This is a genomic window from Leuconostoc mesenteroides subsp. mesenteroides ATCC 8293 (genome assembly GCF_000014445.1).
GTDB lineage: Bacteria > Bacillota > Bacilli > Lactobacillales > Lactobacillaceae > Leuconostoc > Leuconostoc mesenteroides.
In genome coordinates, this window is the sequence record NC_008531.1 from 174535 (window position 1) to 187507 (window position 12973).

Here is a 12973-nt window from a genome sequence, read left to right on the forward strand (position 1 = left end):
CATTGGCTATCAAGAGTTATAAGCCAACTTCTGCCGGACGTCGTAATATGACGACTTCAGATTTCGCTGAAATCACGAAGACAACGCCCGAAAAGAGTTTGTTGGCCAAAAAGTCAAAGACTGGTGCACGTAATGCATCTGGTCGTATGACAGTTCGCCACCATGCTGGTGGACATAAGCAAGCCTACCGTATCGTAGACTTCAAGCGTACTAAAGATGACAAGACAGCTACTGTAAAAGCTATCGAATATGATCCAAATCGTACTGCTAACATTGCTTTGTTAGTATACGAAGATGGTATCAAGTCATATATCTTGGCGCCAAAGGGATTGAAGGTTGGCGACAAAGTTCAATCTGGTCCTGATGCCGACATTAAGCCCGGCAATGCCTTGCCATTGAGTGCTATTCCTGAAGGTACTTTGATTCACAATATCGAATTGAAGCCTGGTAAGGGTGGACAATTGGCTCGTTCAGCTGGTGCATCAGCACAAATTTTGGGACGTGATGGTAAATATATCATCGTTCGTTTGACTTCAGGTGAAGTTCGTTTGGTATTAGCTACAAACCGTGCAACAATCGGTGAAGTTGGTAATGCTGAGCATTCATTGATTAACTGGGGTAAAGCTGGTCGTAACCGTTGGCGTGGAAAGCGTCCACACGTTCGTGGATCAGTTATGAACCCTAACGACCATCCACACGGTGGTGGTGAAGGTAAAGCACCAGTTGGTCGTCCAAGTCCTATGTCACCATGGGGTAAGAAGACTGCCGGTAAGAAGACTCGCGATAAGAAGAAGGCTTCAACAAAGTTTATCGTTCGCGGTCGTAAGAGTAAGTAAGGGAAAGGAGACAACTAATGGCTCGTAGTTTAAAAAAGGGACCATTTGCGGACCCACACTTGCTTAAGAAGATTGAAGCGCAAGTTGATTCTGAAAAGAAATCAGTGATCAAGACTTGGTCACGTCGTTCAACAATCTTCCCAAGCTTCATCGGCTTTACAATTGCCGTTTATGATGGTCGCAAGCACGTTCCAGTTTATGTGCAAGAAGATATGGTCGGACACAAGTTAGGTGAATTCGTACCAACTCGTACGTTCAAGGGACACAAGAACGACGATAAAAAGACTGGTAAATAAGGAGGAAGTGAAAAATGGCTGAACAAGTTACATCAGCTCGTGCGACTGCTAAGATCGTTCGCGTTGCCCCACGTAAGGCACGCTTAGTTCTTGACACTATTCGCCGTAAGAGCGTTAACGAAGCATACGCAATTTTGAAGTTCCTACCTAATACTTCTACTGAAGATATTTACAAGGTTTTGAACTCAGCAGTTGCTAATGCTGAAAATAACTTCTCATTAGACCGAGAAGATCTTATTGTGAAGGAAGCCTTTGCTAACGAAGGACCAACGCTTAAGCGTTTCCGCCCTCGTGCTAAAGGTTCTGCTTCACCTATTAACAAGCGTACAAGCCACCTAACAATTGTGGTTGCTGAGAAGGAGGCAAAGTAATGGGTCAAAAGATTAACCCTACTGGATTCCGTGTCGGCGTTATTCGCGACTGGGATGCAAAGTGGTTTGCTGACAAGGCTGACTATGCTAACCAACTTCACGAAGACTTGCGTATTCGTAAGTATATCGAGAAAAACTTAGCAGATGCCTCAGTTGATCGCATTGAAATTGAACGTACAACCAAGTCACGTGTTGACGTTTCTATCCAAACTGCCAAGCCAGGAATGGTTATTGGTAAGGGTGGTTCAGAAGTTGAAAAGCTTCGTACACAATTGGCAAAGTTGACAGACACAGATGAAAAAGGTCGCTCAAAGCGCGTCTTTATTAACATCGTAGAAATCAAAAAGCCGGATTTGAGTGCACATTTGGTTGGACAACAAATCGCTGGTGATTTGGAACGCCGTGTGGCTTTCCGTCGCGCCATGCGTGGTGCTATCCAACGTGCCACTCGTTCAGGTGCTAAGGGTATCAAGGTTATGGTTTCAGGTCGTTTGAATGGTGCTGATATTGCACGTATTGAACAATATACTGAAGGTACAGTGCCTTTGCATACTTTACGTGCCGATATCGATTACTCATGGGATGAAGCAATGACTGCTTATGGAAACTTGGGTATCAAGACTTGGATTTACCGTGGTGATGTATTGCCACAAAAAAAGAACAGTAAGTAAGGAGGGAAGCAAACATGTTAGTACCAAAGCGTGTTAAGTTCCGTCGTGTACACCGTGGTCACATGCGTGGCGAAGCAAAAGGTGGCAAGACGGTAACATTCGGTGATTTTGGCTTGCAAGCAACAACTTCAAGTTGGATTACTAACCGTCAAATTGAAGCTGCTCGTATTGCAATGACACGTTATATGAAGCGTGGTGGTAAGGTTTGGATTAAAATCTTCCCTCATAAGTCATATACATCTAAAGGTGTCGGTGTTCGAATGGGTAACGGTAAAGGTGCACCCGAAGGTTGGGTTGAACCAGTTAAGCGTGGCAAGGTAATGTTTGAAGTTGCAGGTGTTCCTGAAGCAACTGCTCGTGAAGCATTACGTTTGGCACAACACAAGTTGCCTGTACGTACAAAGATTATTGCTCGGGAGGCTGAATAATGGCTAAAGCAAGTGAATTGAAAGAATTGTCACTTGCGGATTTGCAAAAGCGCGAAGCCGAATTCAAGGAAGAATTATTCAACCTACGTTTTCAATTGGCTACTGGTCAACTAGAAAACACGGCGCGTATCGCACAAGTTCGTAAGGACATTGCACGAGTTAAGACAGTTATTCGTGCACAAGAATTGGCAAACGCCAACAAATAAGACGAAAGGAAGAAGCTGAAAAATGAGTGAAGAACGTAATACTCGTAAGGTTTACCAAGGACGAGTTGTTTCAGATAAGATGAACAAGACAATTACTGTTGCTGTTGATACTTATTTGACACATGATGTCTACGGTAAGCGTGTCAAGTACACAAAGAAGTTCAAGGCCCACGATGAAAACAATGCTGCCAAACAAGGCGATATTGTTCAAATCATGGAAACACGTCCTTTGTCTGCAACTAAGCACTTCCGTTTGGTTAAGATCGTTGAAGAGGCTGTTATTCTTTAATGCTCTACCCAAAACGTCGTAATTAATTGCTAACAAGGAGGAAGAACCATGATTCAACAAGAGAGTCGTTTAAAAGTGGCTGACAACTCTGGCGCACGTGAAATCTTGACGATTAAAGTGCTCGGTGGTTCAGGCCGTAAGTTTGCTGGTGTAGGTGACATGATTGTTGCTACAGTTAAGCAAGCTATCCCTGGTGGTAACGTAAAGAAGGGTGACGTCATTAAGGCTGTTATCGTTCGTACTGTTTCTGACGTTCGTCGTGCAGATGGCTCATACATCAATTTTGATGAAAACGCCGCTGTTATCGTGAAGGACGACAAGTCACCAGTAGGTACACGTATTTTTGGTCCGGTTGCACGTGAATTGCGTGACAACGACTATATGCGTATCGTTTCATTGGCACCAGAAGTGCTCTAATACTGACAAGGAGGAGCCAAATCATGTTTGTAAAAACAGGTGATAAGGTTCGCGTCATTGCCGGCAAAGATAAGGGAAAAGAAGGCACAATCACTAAGACTGTTGCTGGAAAAGATCGCGTCGTTGTCGAAGGCGTGAACATCGTTAAGAAGCATCAAAAGCCTTCTAACGAATATCCACAAGGTGGTGTTATCGATATCGAAGCACCAATCCATGTTTCTAACGTGCAATTGCTTGACCCTTCAACTAACGAACCAACACGTGTTGGATTCAAAGTGGAAGACGGCAAGAAAATTCGCGTATCTAAAAAGTCTGGTAATGTACTAGGCTAATATCGAAAGGTGAAATCATTTTCATGGCTAATGCTTTAAAAGAAAAATATGTTAATGAAGTTCAACCTGCTTTGATCGAAAAGTTTAACTTTAAGTCATCAATGCAAGCCCCAAAGATTGATAAGATCGTCTTGAATATGGGTGTTGGTGATGCGGTTTCAAACTCAAAGAACTTGGATGAAGCGGTTGAAGAATTGAAGTTGATTGCTGGTCAACAACCAGTTATCACAAAGGCAAAGAAGTCAATCGCTGGGTTCCGTTTGCGTGAAGGTATGTCAATCGGAACAAAGGTTACACTACGTGGAGAACGTATGTATGACTTTTTAGACAAGTTGATCAACATTTCATTACCTCGTGTTCGTGATTTCCGTGGTGTATCATCAAAGGCCTTTGATGGCCGTGGTAACTATACACTGGGTATTCGTGAACAATTAATTTTCCCTGAAATTGACTTTGACAAAGTTAACCGCGTACGTGGTTTGGACATTGTTATTGTTACGACAGCGCAAAACGACGAAGAAGGTCGTGAGTTGTTAACACAAATGGGAATGCCATTTGCTAAGTAATTGGTAAATAAAAATGTTGTTGCTCTAAATGAGTGACGCGTTTTTAACTGTTATTGACAGAAATAGTCTATAATAGTTAAGAGCGTGTCATTTTGCATGATTACGTTCAAAATAAAAAGGAGGATATCGATAGATGTCTATGACTGATCCAATTGCTGATTTTTTGACTCGCGTTCGTAATGCCAATTTGGCACGTCACGAAGTAGTTGAAGCTCCAGCATCAAAAATTAAGAAGAGCATCGCTGAAATCTTGAAAGCAGAAGGTTTTATCCGTGACTTTGAATACATCGATGACAACAAGCAAGGTGTTATCCGTGTATTTCTCAAGTATGGGGAAGATCGTAATCGTGTGATTACAGGAATTCAACGTATCTCTAAGCCAGGCTTGCGTAAGTATGCTAAGGCTGAAGAGTTACCAAAAGTTTTGAACGGTTTGGGAATTGCTATTATCTCAACTTCTGCCGGTGTTATTACTGACAAAGAAGCACGTTCTAAGCAAGTCGGTGGCGAAGTTATCGCTTACGTTTGGTAATATATCTAAGAAAGGAGACTTACCATGAGCCGTATTGGAAACAAAACAATCACTTTACCAGCTGATGTAACTGTATCTCAAGAAGGTGCAGTTGTGACAGTTAAAGGACCAAAGGGTGAATTGTCACGTGAAATTGTTTCAGCTATCACAATGACTGTTGAAGGGAACGAAGTTTCTTTCAGCCGTGATAGCGATGACAGCAAGACTCGAGCATTGCATGGCACAACTCGTGCTAACGTTGCAAATATGGTCGAGGGTGTATCTGAAGGTTTCACTAAGACATTGAAGCTTGTCGGTGTTGGATATCGTGCAGCAAAGTCAGGATCAAAATTGACTTTGAGTGTTGGATACTCTCACCCTGTTGACTTTGAAGATCGTGAAGAATTGAGTGTTGAAGTACCAGATGCTTTGACAATCAAAGTTTCAGGAATTTCAAAGCAAAAGGTTGGCGATTTAGCAGCTGAAATTCGTGCCGTACGTTCACCAGAACCTTATAAAGGTAAAGGTATTCGTTACGAAGGCGAAGTTGTACGTCGTAAGGAAGGTAAGACAGGAAAGTAATTTATTACTTTTTGTCTGCCAAAACTTTATTAATAATAAACTTAAAATGGCATTTGCCATAAGAAAAGGAAAGCACAGCTATGATTTCAAAACCAGATAAGAATAAGCTCCGCGTAAAGCGTCATAAGCGCGTTCGTGGAAAAATCTCTGGTACTGCTGCTCGCCCACGTTTGAACGTTTTTCGTTCTAATGCAAACATCTACGCTCAATTAATTGATGACGTAGCGGGTGTAACGCTAGCAAGTGCCTCAAGTCATGATGCCGAAGTAACGGGATCAAAGACAGAACAAGCAGTTAAAGTTGGTGAGTTGATCGCTTCACGTGGTAAGGCCGCAAAGATCGAAGACGTTATTTTCGATCGTGGTGGTTACGTTTATCATGGACGTGTTCAAGCACTAGCAGATTCAGCCCGTGAAAACGGCTTGAAGTTCTAAGGAAAGGAGGAATATAAAAATGGTTGAATTCGTTAATCCTAAGTCACTTGGTGAATTAGAAGAGAACGTTGTTGCTATTAACCGTGTCACAAAGGTTGTCAAAGGTGGTCGTCGCTTGCGTTTCGCAGCTTTGGTCGTTGTTGGTGATAAGCAAGGACACGTTGGTTTTGGTACTGGTAAAGCACAAGAAGTTCCTGAAGCTATCCGCAAGGCTATTGAAGATGCTAAGCGTAAGTTGATTACTGTGCCAACAGTTTCTACAACTATTCCTCATGATGTCCTTGGTGAATGGGGCGGCGGTAAGATTTTAGTTAAGCCCGCCGAAGAAGGATCTGGTGTTGCCGCTGGTGGTGCAGCACGTTCTGTTATGGAACTTGCTGGTATTGCCGATGTGACTGCTAAGTCACTTGGTTCAGCAACACCAATTAACGTTATTCGTGCTACTTTCGACGCTCTTACAAGCTTGAAAGATGCCGAAGAAGTTGCTAAGTTGCGTGGTGTTTCTTTAGAACACTTAGCTGAATAAGGAGCGATAAAATGGCTGATTTGAAAATCACTTTGATTAAGAGTGCGGTTCATCGCTTACCTAAGCAACGCGCGATCGTTAAGTCTCTTGGACTTGGACGCGTATCTAGTTCAGTGGTGAAGCCTAACAACGAAGCTACACGTGGTGCGATTTTTCATATCGCTCACCTAGTTAACGTTGAAGAAGTTAAGTAATTACACAATTAAAATAGGAGGTACCGAAAGATGAATTTGAACGAATTACAACCAGCTGCCGGTTCACGTCATGTACGTAACCGTGTTGGTCGTGGTACATCATCTGGAAACGGTAAGACATCCGGACGTGGTCAAAAGGGTCAAAAGGCTCGTGGCAAAGTGCGTTTGGGGTTTGAAGGTGGTCAAATGCCTTTGTACCGTCGTATTCCAAAGCGTGGATTTACTAACATTTCACGTAAGGAATTCGCAGTTGTTAACTTGAACAAGTTAAACAGCTTTGATGATGGTACAGAAATTACACCAACACTTTTGATTGAAAACGGTATTGTTAAAAATCAAAAGTCTGGTATTAAGATTTTGGCTGTTGGTCAACTTGAAAAGAAGTTGACTGTTAAGGCACATAAGTTCTCTGCAGCAGCAGTTGCTGCAATCGAACAAGCCGGTGGGTCAACTGAGGTACTTTAATGCTTAGCACGTTATTTAATGCAGTACGTGAAAAGGACATTCGTAAAAAATTAGGGTGGACGTTTTTTATTCTGTTTATTTACAGAGTTGGAACGCACATAACTGTGCCTGGTGTTAACCCTTCTGCTATGTCTGAGATGGCTAGTTCCGGATTAATGAACATTTTGAACATCTTTTCTGGTGGTGGCCTGACAAACTACTCGTTGTTCGCAATGGGCGTGTCACCATACGTGACAGCACAAATTATTGTACAACTTTTGCAATTAGATATCGTGCCTCGCTTTGTTGAATGGAGTAAGCAAGGTGAAGTTGGTCGCCGAAAATTGAATAACGCTACGCGGTGGTTAACGCTTGTTCTTGCGTTTGTTCAATCTGTTGGTATCACAGCTGGATTTAATTCATTGTCATCCTATGGATTAGTGAGTCAAACCAATAGCGTAATGTCATTTGTTGTAATCGGTTCTGTTATGACTATTGGAACATTTTTTGCAATGTGGCTTGGTGAAATGATTACTGAAAAAGGCTTAGGAAACGGCGTTTCAATGATTATTTTTGCGGGTATAATCGCCCAAGCACCAGAAGGTTTCTATGAAATTTTCAAAGAAAATATTCTGCAAGCAGACAGTAGTGACATGCTTAATGGTTGGATATTTGTTGTTGTATTAGTTATAGCGATGATTTTAGTGGTTGCATTTACGACATGGTCTTACGAAGGAACTCGTCGATTACAAATGCAGTATACGCGATCTGCCACATCATATGGTAGCGAAGCATATCTGCCACTAAAAGTAAATGTTTCTGGCGTTATACCGGTCATATTTGCCTCATCATTTATTAGTACACCACAAACGGTTATGTTAGCTTTTCAAGACAAATATTCATCAGCCCAGTGGTACCAAATTATGCAACAGATATTCAGTATGACAACGTTGCCTGGTGCAATTTTATATACTGCATTGATTGTTGTTTTCACATATTTTTATGCCTTTGTTCAAGTTAATCCTGATAAGTTATCAGAAAATCTACAAAAGCAAGGTGCATATATTGTTGGTGTTCGTCCCGGTGCAGAAACAAAAGCTTTCGTTTCAAAACTCTTGTTAAATTTGAGCTTTGTTGGATCAATTTTCTTGGGTGTTGTTGCATTGGTTCCGTTGATTGCATCGGATGTCTGGGGACTCAATGAAAAGATTGGTCTTGGTGGTACAAGCCTGTTAATTTCAATAGGTGTCGCTTTGGATCTAATTCGCCAAATTGATGGTTTGATGCAGAAAAAGAATTACGTTGGATTTATTACAAAAGATCAGTTAGCAGCTCGGGAGGCAATCAATGGCTAAAAATTTGATTTTGTTGGGTTTGCCAGGTGCTGGTAAAGGCACACAAGCAGACTTTATTGTGAAGGATTATTCTATTGTTCATATTAGTACTGGAGATATTTTCCGTGCTAATTTGGCAGAGAATACTGAATTAGGACAAAAGGCGCGTCAATTCATGGATGCGGGCGACTTAGTTCCTGACGAAATCACAAATGCTATGGTTGCTGATCGTTTAAACCAACAAGACGTTGAAACTGGTTTTATGCTTGATGGGTACCCTCGTAATGAAGCACAAGCAGTATTCCTAGATAAGTATTTATCAGATAACGGTAAATCTGTGTCAGCAACATTATATTTTGAAGTTGCTGATACATTGTTGCGCGAACGTCTTTTGGGACGTGGTCGAGCAGATGATACACCCGAAGTTATTGACAACCGTTTGGCAGTTAATAAAGCGGCTAACTTGCCTTTGGTAGATTACTATCAAAAAGCAGGTGTGTTGCACACAATCGATGGCGGTCGTGAACTTGCTGATGTGTATCATGATGTTAAGGAAGTTTTGGACAATTTAAATTAATTATTCAAAACGCCATTGTTGAGAGATATCAGTTTTTCTGGTATAATTTGATAGGTTAAGCACTTATCAACAATGTTGAACATTATAAGCACAGGAGGTTAAGTGCGTGGCCAACGATGTCATTGAAATCGAAGGTAAAGTGAAAGAAACTTTGCCAAATGCGATGTTCCAAGTGGAACTCGAAAATGGTGCTGTGATCTTAGCGCATGTATCTGGTAAAATCCGAAAGAATTTTATCCGTATCTTGCCAGGTGATCGTGTTACCGTTGAAATGTCACCATACGACTTAACGAAGGGTCGTATTACTTATCGTTTCCGATAAGTAAAAGATATAATAATCAGTTAACCGAATAGGAGGAATAGATTATGAAAGTACGCCCATCAGTTAAAAAGATGTGTGATGCTTGCCGTGTTATCAAGCGTAATGGTCGAACAATGATCATTTGTTCTGCTAACCCCAAGCATAAGCAACGCGCTGGAAAGTAATTTCTGCGTGTTATAAATATTGATTGAATAAAGACATAACTGTCATTTTCAAAAATACTAAAGGAGGTAAATTGTTATGGCTCGTATAGCAGGTATAGATTTGCCACGTGACAAGCGAATTGTCATTGGCTTAACTTACATCTACGGAATCGGTAATACTACTGCACAAAAGGTCTTGGCTGAAGCTGGCGTTTCTGAAGACGTCCGCGTACGCGATTTAACGTCTGACCAAGAAGATGCCATTCGTGCAACAGTTGACAAGTTGAACTTGCAATTAGAAGGTGACTTACGTCGTAAGGTATCACTTGATATTAAATCATTGCAAGAAATTGCATCATACCGTGGCATTCGTCATCGTAAGGGCTTGCCCGTTCGTGGACAAAACACGAAGAACAACGCTCGTACACGTAAAGGCCCAGCTAAAGCAATTGCTGGAAAGAAAAAGTAATTTACTTTTTCTTGTTGTATCCTCATCGATGCGACACATGATTATCGCAACCAAAGTTGTGTAATGTTGGTTAATTTATTTTAACCCGAGAAATTATAAGAAAGTATTGAAAAGGAGGCAAATAAATGGCAGGTCGTACAACGCGTAAGCGTCGTGTGAAGAAGAATATTGAATCTGGTGTGGCTCACATCCATTCAACATTCAACAACACTATTGTAATGATTACTGATGCACAAGGTAACGCAGTTGCTTGGTCATCAGCTGGTGCACTTGGCTTCAAAGGAAGTCGTAAGTCAACACCATTCGCTGCTCAAATGGCGGCGGAAGCTGCAGCAAAAAGTGCCATGGAAATTAACATGCGTACAGTTGCAGTAACTGTTAAGGGTCCTGGTTCAGGTCGTGAATCAGCTATCCGTGCTTTGGCAGCAGCTGGCTTGGAAGTAACATCAATTAAGGATGTTACACCAGTTCCCCATAACGGATCACGCCCACCAAAGCGTCGTCGTGTTTAATTGAATTTCATTGCTCTTGCTGTGAAAGAAGGGGTAAGAATTTACAGATGATTGAATTTGAAAAGCCAAATATTCATAACATCGAAGAGGATGCCCGCTACGGCAAATTTGTTGTAGAGCCTCTTGAGCGTGGATATGGTACGACACTTGGTAACTCGTTGCGTCGTATCTTATTGTCTTCGCTTCCTGGCGCAGCCGTTAATACGGTGCAAATTGACGGCGTGGTTCACGAGTTTTCAACCGTGGATGGCGTTGTTGAAGATGTCACACAAATTATCTTGAACCTCAAGAAGGTTGTGTTGGCGATTGACTCAGATGATGAACGTTCACTTGAAATTGATATTCAAGGACCGGCAGATGTAACAGCTGCAGATCTGCAGGGTGGTGCTGATGTTGAAGTTTTGAATCCTGATTTGCATATCGCTACTGTGGCAGCAGGTAAGTCATTACATATGACAGTCACGGCAGTCAAAGGTCGTGGATATACATCAGCTGATGAAAATAAGAAGTTACGTGATGAAATGCCCATTGGTGTTTTAGCCGTTGATTCTATTTATACACCTATCGAACGTGTAAACTACCAAGTAGAAAACACACGTATCGGTGCGCGTGACGACTATGATAAGCTTACTTTTGATATTTGGACAAATGGTTCTATCAAACCAAGTGATGCCTTAAGTTTGGGTGCTAAGATCTTAGCTGAGCATCTTGGTTTGTTCATGGATATTTCTCCTGTAGCTGCTGAAGCTAGTGTTATGGTTGAAGCAGAGCCTGTTGCTGCTAGTGCATCAGATTCTGCACCAATTGAAGATCTAGATTTATCTGTTCGCTCATATAATTGTCTCAAACGGGCCGGTATCAACACTATTGTAGAGTTGACGGATCGCACTGAAGCTGACATGATGAAAGTGCGTAACCTCGGTCGGAAATCACTTGACGAAATCCAAGAAAAGCTCACTGATATGAACTTAGGATTTCGCAAGGAAGATTAACACATGTCTTTAAATTAAAAAAAGGAGGATTCACCAATGGCATATCGTAAATTGGGTCGTACATCTTCACAACGTAAAGCTATGTTGCGTGATTTGACAACTGATCTTTTGATCAATGGTCGTATTACTACTACTGAAGCACGCGCTAAAGAAGTTCGTAAGACAACTGATAAAATGATTACATTAGGTAAGCGTGGCGACTTAAACGCTCGCCGTCAAGCAGCTACTTTTGTTCGTAACGAAGTTGCGGACGTTATAGAAGATGGCGACGATGTTAAAGTACAATCAGCTTTGCAAAAGTTGTTTGATGATGTTGCACCTCGCTTTGCAGAACGTAATGGTGGTTATACACGAATTCTCAAGACAGTCCAACGTCGTGGCGATGCTGCGCAACTGGTTATCTTGGAGCTCGTTGATTAACAAAAAAACTTGAGAATTTATTTCTCAAGTTTTTTTTTTTGCTAATTTTTACGATTTAATAATAATGTGGCAAGATGGCTTAATTTTTGTCGTAATGCATTATTTGGCAATTTATTCAGGAGATCATCAAGTTCCTGACTATATTCAGCTAAAAGAGAATTTAGACGCGACATGGCATCACTTTCAAGAACAACATTGTGAATGTGTACGAGTTGATCATCGGTAATTCCATCTCTCAAAGCCAGTAGTTCCTTCAATTCTGCATTGATATCTGGATTTTCTAAAGCAAATAAGATAGGTGCTGTGTATATGCCATTTCGAATGTCTTGACCAGCAGGTTTACCGAGTGAAAGCTGTTCAGTAATTGACTCAAAATCAAGATAGTCATCTAATAACTGAAAAGCAATGCCAAGATTCTCACCCAGTTTACCTACAACATCAAGTAATTGAGAACTTACACCATCTGAGCTTGTGGCTCCAAATAGTACACTGAGTTTAAATAAAGCAGCTGTCTTACCGGTGATTTGGGTGAGATAGTTATCAAAAGAAGTATCAGTTAAATATCGATTGTGTTTTTGTGTTAATTCACCAAACAAGATATTTCTTAAAGATTCTAATGCTAGCTTATTTGCTTGAATATTGTCAGCATCATTTAATAGTGATAACATTCCAGTAAGCAAGTAATCGCCGGCATAAACAGCTGTATCCTTACCAAAATGTGCTTGAATACTATCTTGTCCGCGTCTCAGTTTGGATTCGTCAATGATATCATCGTGTATTAGTGTAGCAAGGTGCAAAAGCTCAATACTTGCTCCTAACACAATAGCTTTCTGATTATACGGCGCATCAGTTAATTCGGAGAAAAGTAATGTCAGTGCAGGACGAACTAATTTTCCAGCACTAGCTTGTGAACGAATAGCATTATCAATTTCTGAAAAACCAATACGCCAACTTTCAGACATTTCTATTAATACATTTTGAAGCGGTGGGTTTAATTCTGGGAAAGTGTCCCAAATTTTTGGTAACGACGGCATTGCCATGGGAGTCTCTTTTCATTGATTATGTACAAAGTGCGAGAGTAATGATACTCACACTTTATTA

At 41.2% G+C, this 12973-nt stretch carries 25 protein-coding genes; 24 read left to right on the forward strand and 1 reads right to left on the reverse strand.

Going from position 1 to position 12973, the window contains the following annotated elements; genetic code table 11:
* Positions 1–2: 2 nt before the first annotated feature.
* The 24 genes from rplB (at position 3) to rplQ (ending at position 11872) form a co-directional block, all read left to right on the forward strand.
* Complete coding sequence (gene rplB / locus LEUM_RS00955; protein WP_002816035.1) at positions 3–836, forward strand: 50S ribosomal protein L2; 834 nt, start codon at positions 3–5, stop codon at positions 834–836.
* Between the two features lie 17 nt (positions 837–853).
* Positions 854–1132 carry a 30S ribosomal protein S19 gene (gene rpsS / locus LEUM_RS00960; protein ID WP_002816034.1) on the forward strand — a complete coding sequence of 93 codons (279 nt, stop codon included), beginning with the start codon at positions 854–856 and terminating at the stop codon, positions 1130–1132.
* Positions 1133–1146: 14 nt separating this feature from the next.
* On the forward strand, positions 1147–1503 hold the full coding sequence (gene rplV, locus LEUM_RS00965) for a 50S ribosomal protein L22 (RefSeq protein ID WP_002816032.1): 357 nt from the start codon (positions 1147–1149) through the stop codon (positions 1501–1503).
* Complete coding sequence (gene rpsC, locus LEUM_RS00970) at positions 1503–2174, forward strand: 30S ribosomal protein S3 (RefSeq protein ID WP_002816031.1); 672 nt, start codon at positions 1503–1505, stop codon at positions 2172–2174. The genes rplV and rpsC overlap by 1 nt, the downstream gene beginning before the upstream one ends.
* A gap of 14 nt (positions 2175–2188) precedes the next feature.
* Positions 2189–2602, forward strand: a complete 414-nt coding sequence (gene rplP, locus LEUM_RS00975; protein WP_002816029.1) for a 50S ribosomal protein L16 — start codon at positions 2189–2191, stop codon at positions 2600–2602.
* On the forward strand, positions 2602–2808 hold the full coding sequence (gene rpmC, locus LEUM_RS00980; RefSeq protein WP_002816028.1) for a 50S ribosomal protein L29: 207 nt from the start codon (positions 2602–2604) through the stop codon (positions 2806–2808). The genes rplP and rpmC overlap by 1 nt, the downstream gene beginning before the upstream one ends.
* A gap of 22 nt (positions 2809–2830) precedes the next feature.
* A complete protein-coding gene (rpsQ, locus tag LEUM_RS00985) occupies positions 2831–3097 on the forward strand; it encodes a 30S ribosomal protein S17 (protein WP_002816027.1) in 267 nt (88 codons plus the stop codon).
* Positions 3098–3145: 48 nt separating this feature from the next.
* On the forward strand, positions 3146–3514 hold the full coding sequence (gene rplN, locus LEUM_RS00990; RefSeq protein WP_002816026.1) for a 50S ribosomal protein L14: 369 nt from the start codon (positions 3146–3148) through the stop codon (positions 3512–3514).
* 23 nt (positions 3515–3537) lie between these two features.
* The gene (gene rplX, locus LEUM_RS00995; protein ID WP_011679135.1) at positions 3538–3846 is read left to right on the forward strand and encodes a 50S ribosomal protein L24; all 309 of its coding nucleotides are present in this window, start codon (positions 3538–3540) and stop codon (positions 3844–3846) included.
* Positions 3847–3869: 23 nt separating this feature from the next.
* Complete coding sequence (gene rplE, locus LEUM_RS01000) at positions 3870–4412, forward strand: 50S ribosomal protein L5 (RefSeq protein WP_002816024.1); 543 nt, start codon at positions 3870–3872, stop codon at positions 4410–4412.
* 133 nt (positions 4413–4545) lie between these two features.
* On the forward strand, positions 4546–4944 hold the full coding sequence (gene rpsH / locus LEUM_RS01005) for a 30S ribosomal protein S8 (RefSeq protein ID WP_002816023.1): 399 nt from the start codon (positions 4546–4548) through the stop codon (positions 4942–4944).
* Between the two features lie 24 nt (positions 4945–4968).
* Positions 4969–5505 carry a 50S ribosomal protein L6 gene (rplF, locus tag LEUM_RS01010; RefSeq protein ID WP_002816022.1) on the forward strand — a complete coding sequence of 179 codons (537 nt, stop codon included), beginning with the start codon at positions 4969–4971 and terminating at the stop codon, positions 5503–5505.
* Positions 5506–5585: 80 nt separating this feature from the next.
* Positions 5586–5939 carry a 50S ribosomal protein L18 gene (rplR, locus tag LEUM_RS01015; RefSeq protein ID WP_002816021.1) on the forward strand — a complete coding sequence of 118 codons (354 nt, stop codon included), beginning with the start codon at positions 5586–5588 and terminating at the stop codon, positions 5937–5939.
* 19 nt (positions 5940–5958) lie between these two features.
* The gene (gene rpsE, locus LEUM_RS01020) at positions 5959–6465 is read left to right on the forward strand and encodes a 30S ribosomal protein S5 (protein WP_002816020.1); all 507 of its coding nucleotides are present in this window, start codon (positions 5959–5961) and stop codon (positions 6463–6465) included.
* A gap of 11 nt (positions 6466–6476) precedes the next feature.
* Positions 6477–6659, forward strand: coding sequence for a 50S ribosomal protein L30 (gene rpmD / locus LEUM_RS01025; RefSeq protein WP_002816019.1), 183 nt, complete (start codon positions 6477–6479; stop codon positions 6657–6659).
* A gap of 30 nt (positions 6660–6689) precedes the next feature.
* A complete protein-coding gene (gene rplO, locus LEUM_RS01030) occupies positions 6690–7124 on the forward strand; it encodes a 50S ribosomal protein L15 (protein WP_010292117.1) in 435 nt (144 codons plus the stop codon).
* Positions 7124–8458 (forward strand): preprotein translocase subunit SecY, encoded by a 1335-nt coding sequence (gene secY, locus LEUM_RS01035; protein WP_011679136.1) that lies wholly within the window; start codon positions 7124–7126, stop codon positions 8456–8458. Before rplO ends, secY begins: the two co-directional genes overlap by 1 nt.
* Positions 8451–9014 (forward strand): adenylate kinase, encoded by a 564-nt coding sequence (locus LEUM_RS01040; protein ID WP_002816016.1) that lies wholly within the window; start codon positions 8451–8453, stop codon positions 9012–9014. The genes secY and LEUM_RS01040 overlap by 8 nt, the downstream gene beginning before the upstream one ends.
* A 106-nt stretch (positions 9015–9120) precedes the next feature.
* Positions 9121–9336: a translation initiation factor IF-1 gene (gene infA, locus LEUM_RS01045; RefSeq protein ID WP_002816015.1), complete on the forward strand. Its 216-nt coding sequence runs from the start codon at positions 9121–9123 to the stop codon at positions 9334–9336.
* Between the two features lie 44 nt (positions 9337–9380).
* A complete protein-coding gene (gene rpmJ / locus LEUM_RS01050) occupies positions 9381–9500 on the forward strand; it encodes a 50S ribosomal protein L36 (protein ID WP_002816013.1) in 120 nt (39 codons plus the stop codon).
* A 76-nt stretch (positions 9501–9576) separates the two neighbouring features.
* Positions 9577–9948 carry a 30S ribosomal protein S13 gene (gene rpsM / locus LEUM_RS01055; RefSeq protein WP_002816010.1) on the forward strand — a complete coding sequence of 124 codons (372 nt, stop codon included), beginning with the start codon at positions 9577–9579 and terminating at the stop codon, positions 9946–9948.
* A 125-nt stretch (positions 9949–10073) separates the two neighbouring features.
* The gene (gene rpsK / locus LEUM_RS01060; RefSeq protein WP_011679137.1) at positions 10074–10460 is read left to right on the forward strand and encodes a 30S ribosomal protein S11; all 387 of its coding nucleotides are present in this window, start codon (positions 10074–10076) and stop codon (positions 10458–10460) included.
* Positions 10461–10507: 47 nt separating this feature from the next.
* Complete coding sequence (locus LEUM_RS01065) at positions 10508–11452, forward strand: DNA-directed RNA polymerase subunit alpha (RefSeq protein ID WP_011679138.1); 945 nt, start codon at positions 10508–10510, stop codon at positions 11450–11452.
* Positions 11453–11488: 36 nt separating this feature from the next.
* A complete protein-coding gene (gene rplQ, locus LEUM_RS01070; protein WP_002816006.1) occupies positions 11489–11872 on the forward strand; it encodes a 50S ribosomal protein L17 in 384 nt (127 codons plus the stop codon).
* A 41-nt stretch (positions 11873–11913) separates the two neighbouring features.
* Here rplQ and LEUM_RS01075 read toward each other — a convergent pair whose 3' ends face one another.
* Positions 11914–12912: a polyprenyl synthetase family protein gene (locus LEUM_RS01075; RefSeq protein ID WP_011679139.1), complete on the reverse strand. Its 999-nt coding sequence runs from the start codon at positions 12910–12912 to the stop codon at positions 11914–11916.
* Positions 12913–12973 lie beyond the last annotated feature (61 nt).

Bases quoted from the DNA above. Each gene is read 5' to 3' on its own strand.
- rpmC (WP_002816028.1), top strand. From the start codon at position 2,602: ATGGCTAAAGCAAGTGAATTGAAAGAATTGTCACTTGCGGATTTGCAA.
- rplN (WP_002816026.1), top strand. From the start codon at position 3,146: ATGATTCAACAAGAGAGTCGTTTAAAAGTGGCTGACAACTCTGGCGCA.
- rplP (WP_002816029.1), top strand. From the start codon at position 2,189: ATGTTAGTACCAAAGCGTGTTAAGTTCCGTCGTGTACACCGTGGTCAC.
- rplE (WP_002816024.1), top strand. From the start codon at position 3,870: ATGGCTAATGCTTTAAAAGAAAAATATGTTAATGAAGTTCAACCTGCT.
- rpmJ (WP_002816013.1), top strand. From the start codon at position 9,381: ATGAAAGTACGCCCATCAGTTAAAAAGATGTGTGATGCTTGCCGTGTT.
- rplF (WP_002816022.1), top strand. From the start codon at position 4,969: ATGAGCCGTATTGGAAACAAAACAATCACTTTACCAGCTGATGTAACT.
- LEUM_RS01065 (WP_011679138.1), top strand. From the start codon at position 10,508: ATGATTGAATTTGAAAAGCCAAATATTCATAACATCGAAGAGGATGCC.
- rpsK (WP_011679137.1), top strand. From the start codon at position 10,074: ATGGCAGGTCGTACAACGCGTAAGCGTCGTGTGAAGAAGAATATTGAA.
- rplR (WP_002816021.1), top strand. From the start codon at position 5,586: ATGATTTCAAAACCAGATAAGAATAAGCTCCGCGTAAAGCGTCATAAG.
- rplQ (WP_002816006.1), top strand. From the start codon at position 11,489: ATGGCATATCGTAAATTGGGTCGTACATCTTCACAACGTAAAGCTATG.
- rpsE (WP_002816020.1), top strand. From the start codon at position 5,959: ATGGTTGAATTCGTTAATCCTAAGTCACTTGGTGAATTAGAAGAGAAC.
- rpsC (WP_002816031.1), top strand. From the start codon at position 1,503: ATGGGTCAAAAGATTAACCCTACTGGATTCCGTGTCGGCGTTATTCGC.
- rpmD (WP_002816019.1), top strand. From the start codon at position 6,477: ATGGCTGATTTGAAAATCACTTTGATTAAGAGTGCGGTTCATCGCTTA.
- secY (WP_011679136.1), top strand. From the start codon at position 7,124: ATGCTTAGCACGTTATTTAATGCAGTACGTGAAAAGGACATTCGTAAA.
- rplV (WP_002816032.1), top strand. From the start codon at position 1,147: ATGGCTGAACAAGTTACATCAGCTCGTGCGACTGCTAAGATCGTTCGC.
- rpsH (WP_002816023.1), top strand. From the start codon at position 4,546: ATGTCTATGACTGATCCAATTGCTGATTTTTTGACTCGCGTTCGTAAT.
- rpsQ (WP_002816027.1), top strand. From the start codon at position 2,831: ATGAGTGAAGAACGTAATACTCGTAAGGTTTACCAAGGACGAGTTGTT.
- rplO (WP_010292117.1), top strand. From the start codon at position 6,690: ATGAATTTGAACGAATTACAACCAGCTGCCGGTTCACGTCATGTACGT.
- LEUM_RS01040 (WP_002816016.1), top strand. From the start codon at position 8,451: ATGGCTAAAAATTTGATTTTGTTGGGTTTGCCAGGTGCTGGTAAAGGC.
- rpsS (WP_002816034.1), top strand. From the start codon at position 854: ATGGCTCGTAGTTTAAAAAAGGGACCATTTGCGGACCCACACTTGCTT.
- rplX (WP_011679135.1), top strand. From the start codon at position 3,538: ATGTTTGTAAAAACAGGTGATAAGGTTCGCGTCATTGCCGGCAAAGAT.
- LEUM_RS01075 (WP_011679139.1), bottom strand. From the start codon at position 12,912: ATGGCAATGCCGTCGTTACCAAAAATTTGGGACACTTTCCCAGAATTA.
- rpsM (WP_002816010.1), top strand. From the start codon at position 9,577: ATGGCTCGTATAGCAGGTATAGATTTGCCACGTGACAAGCGAATTGTC.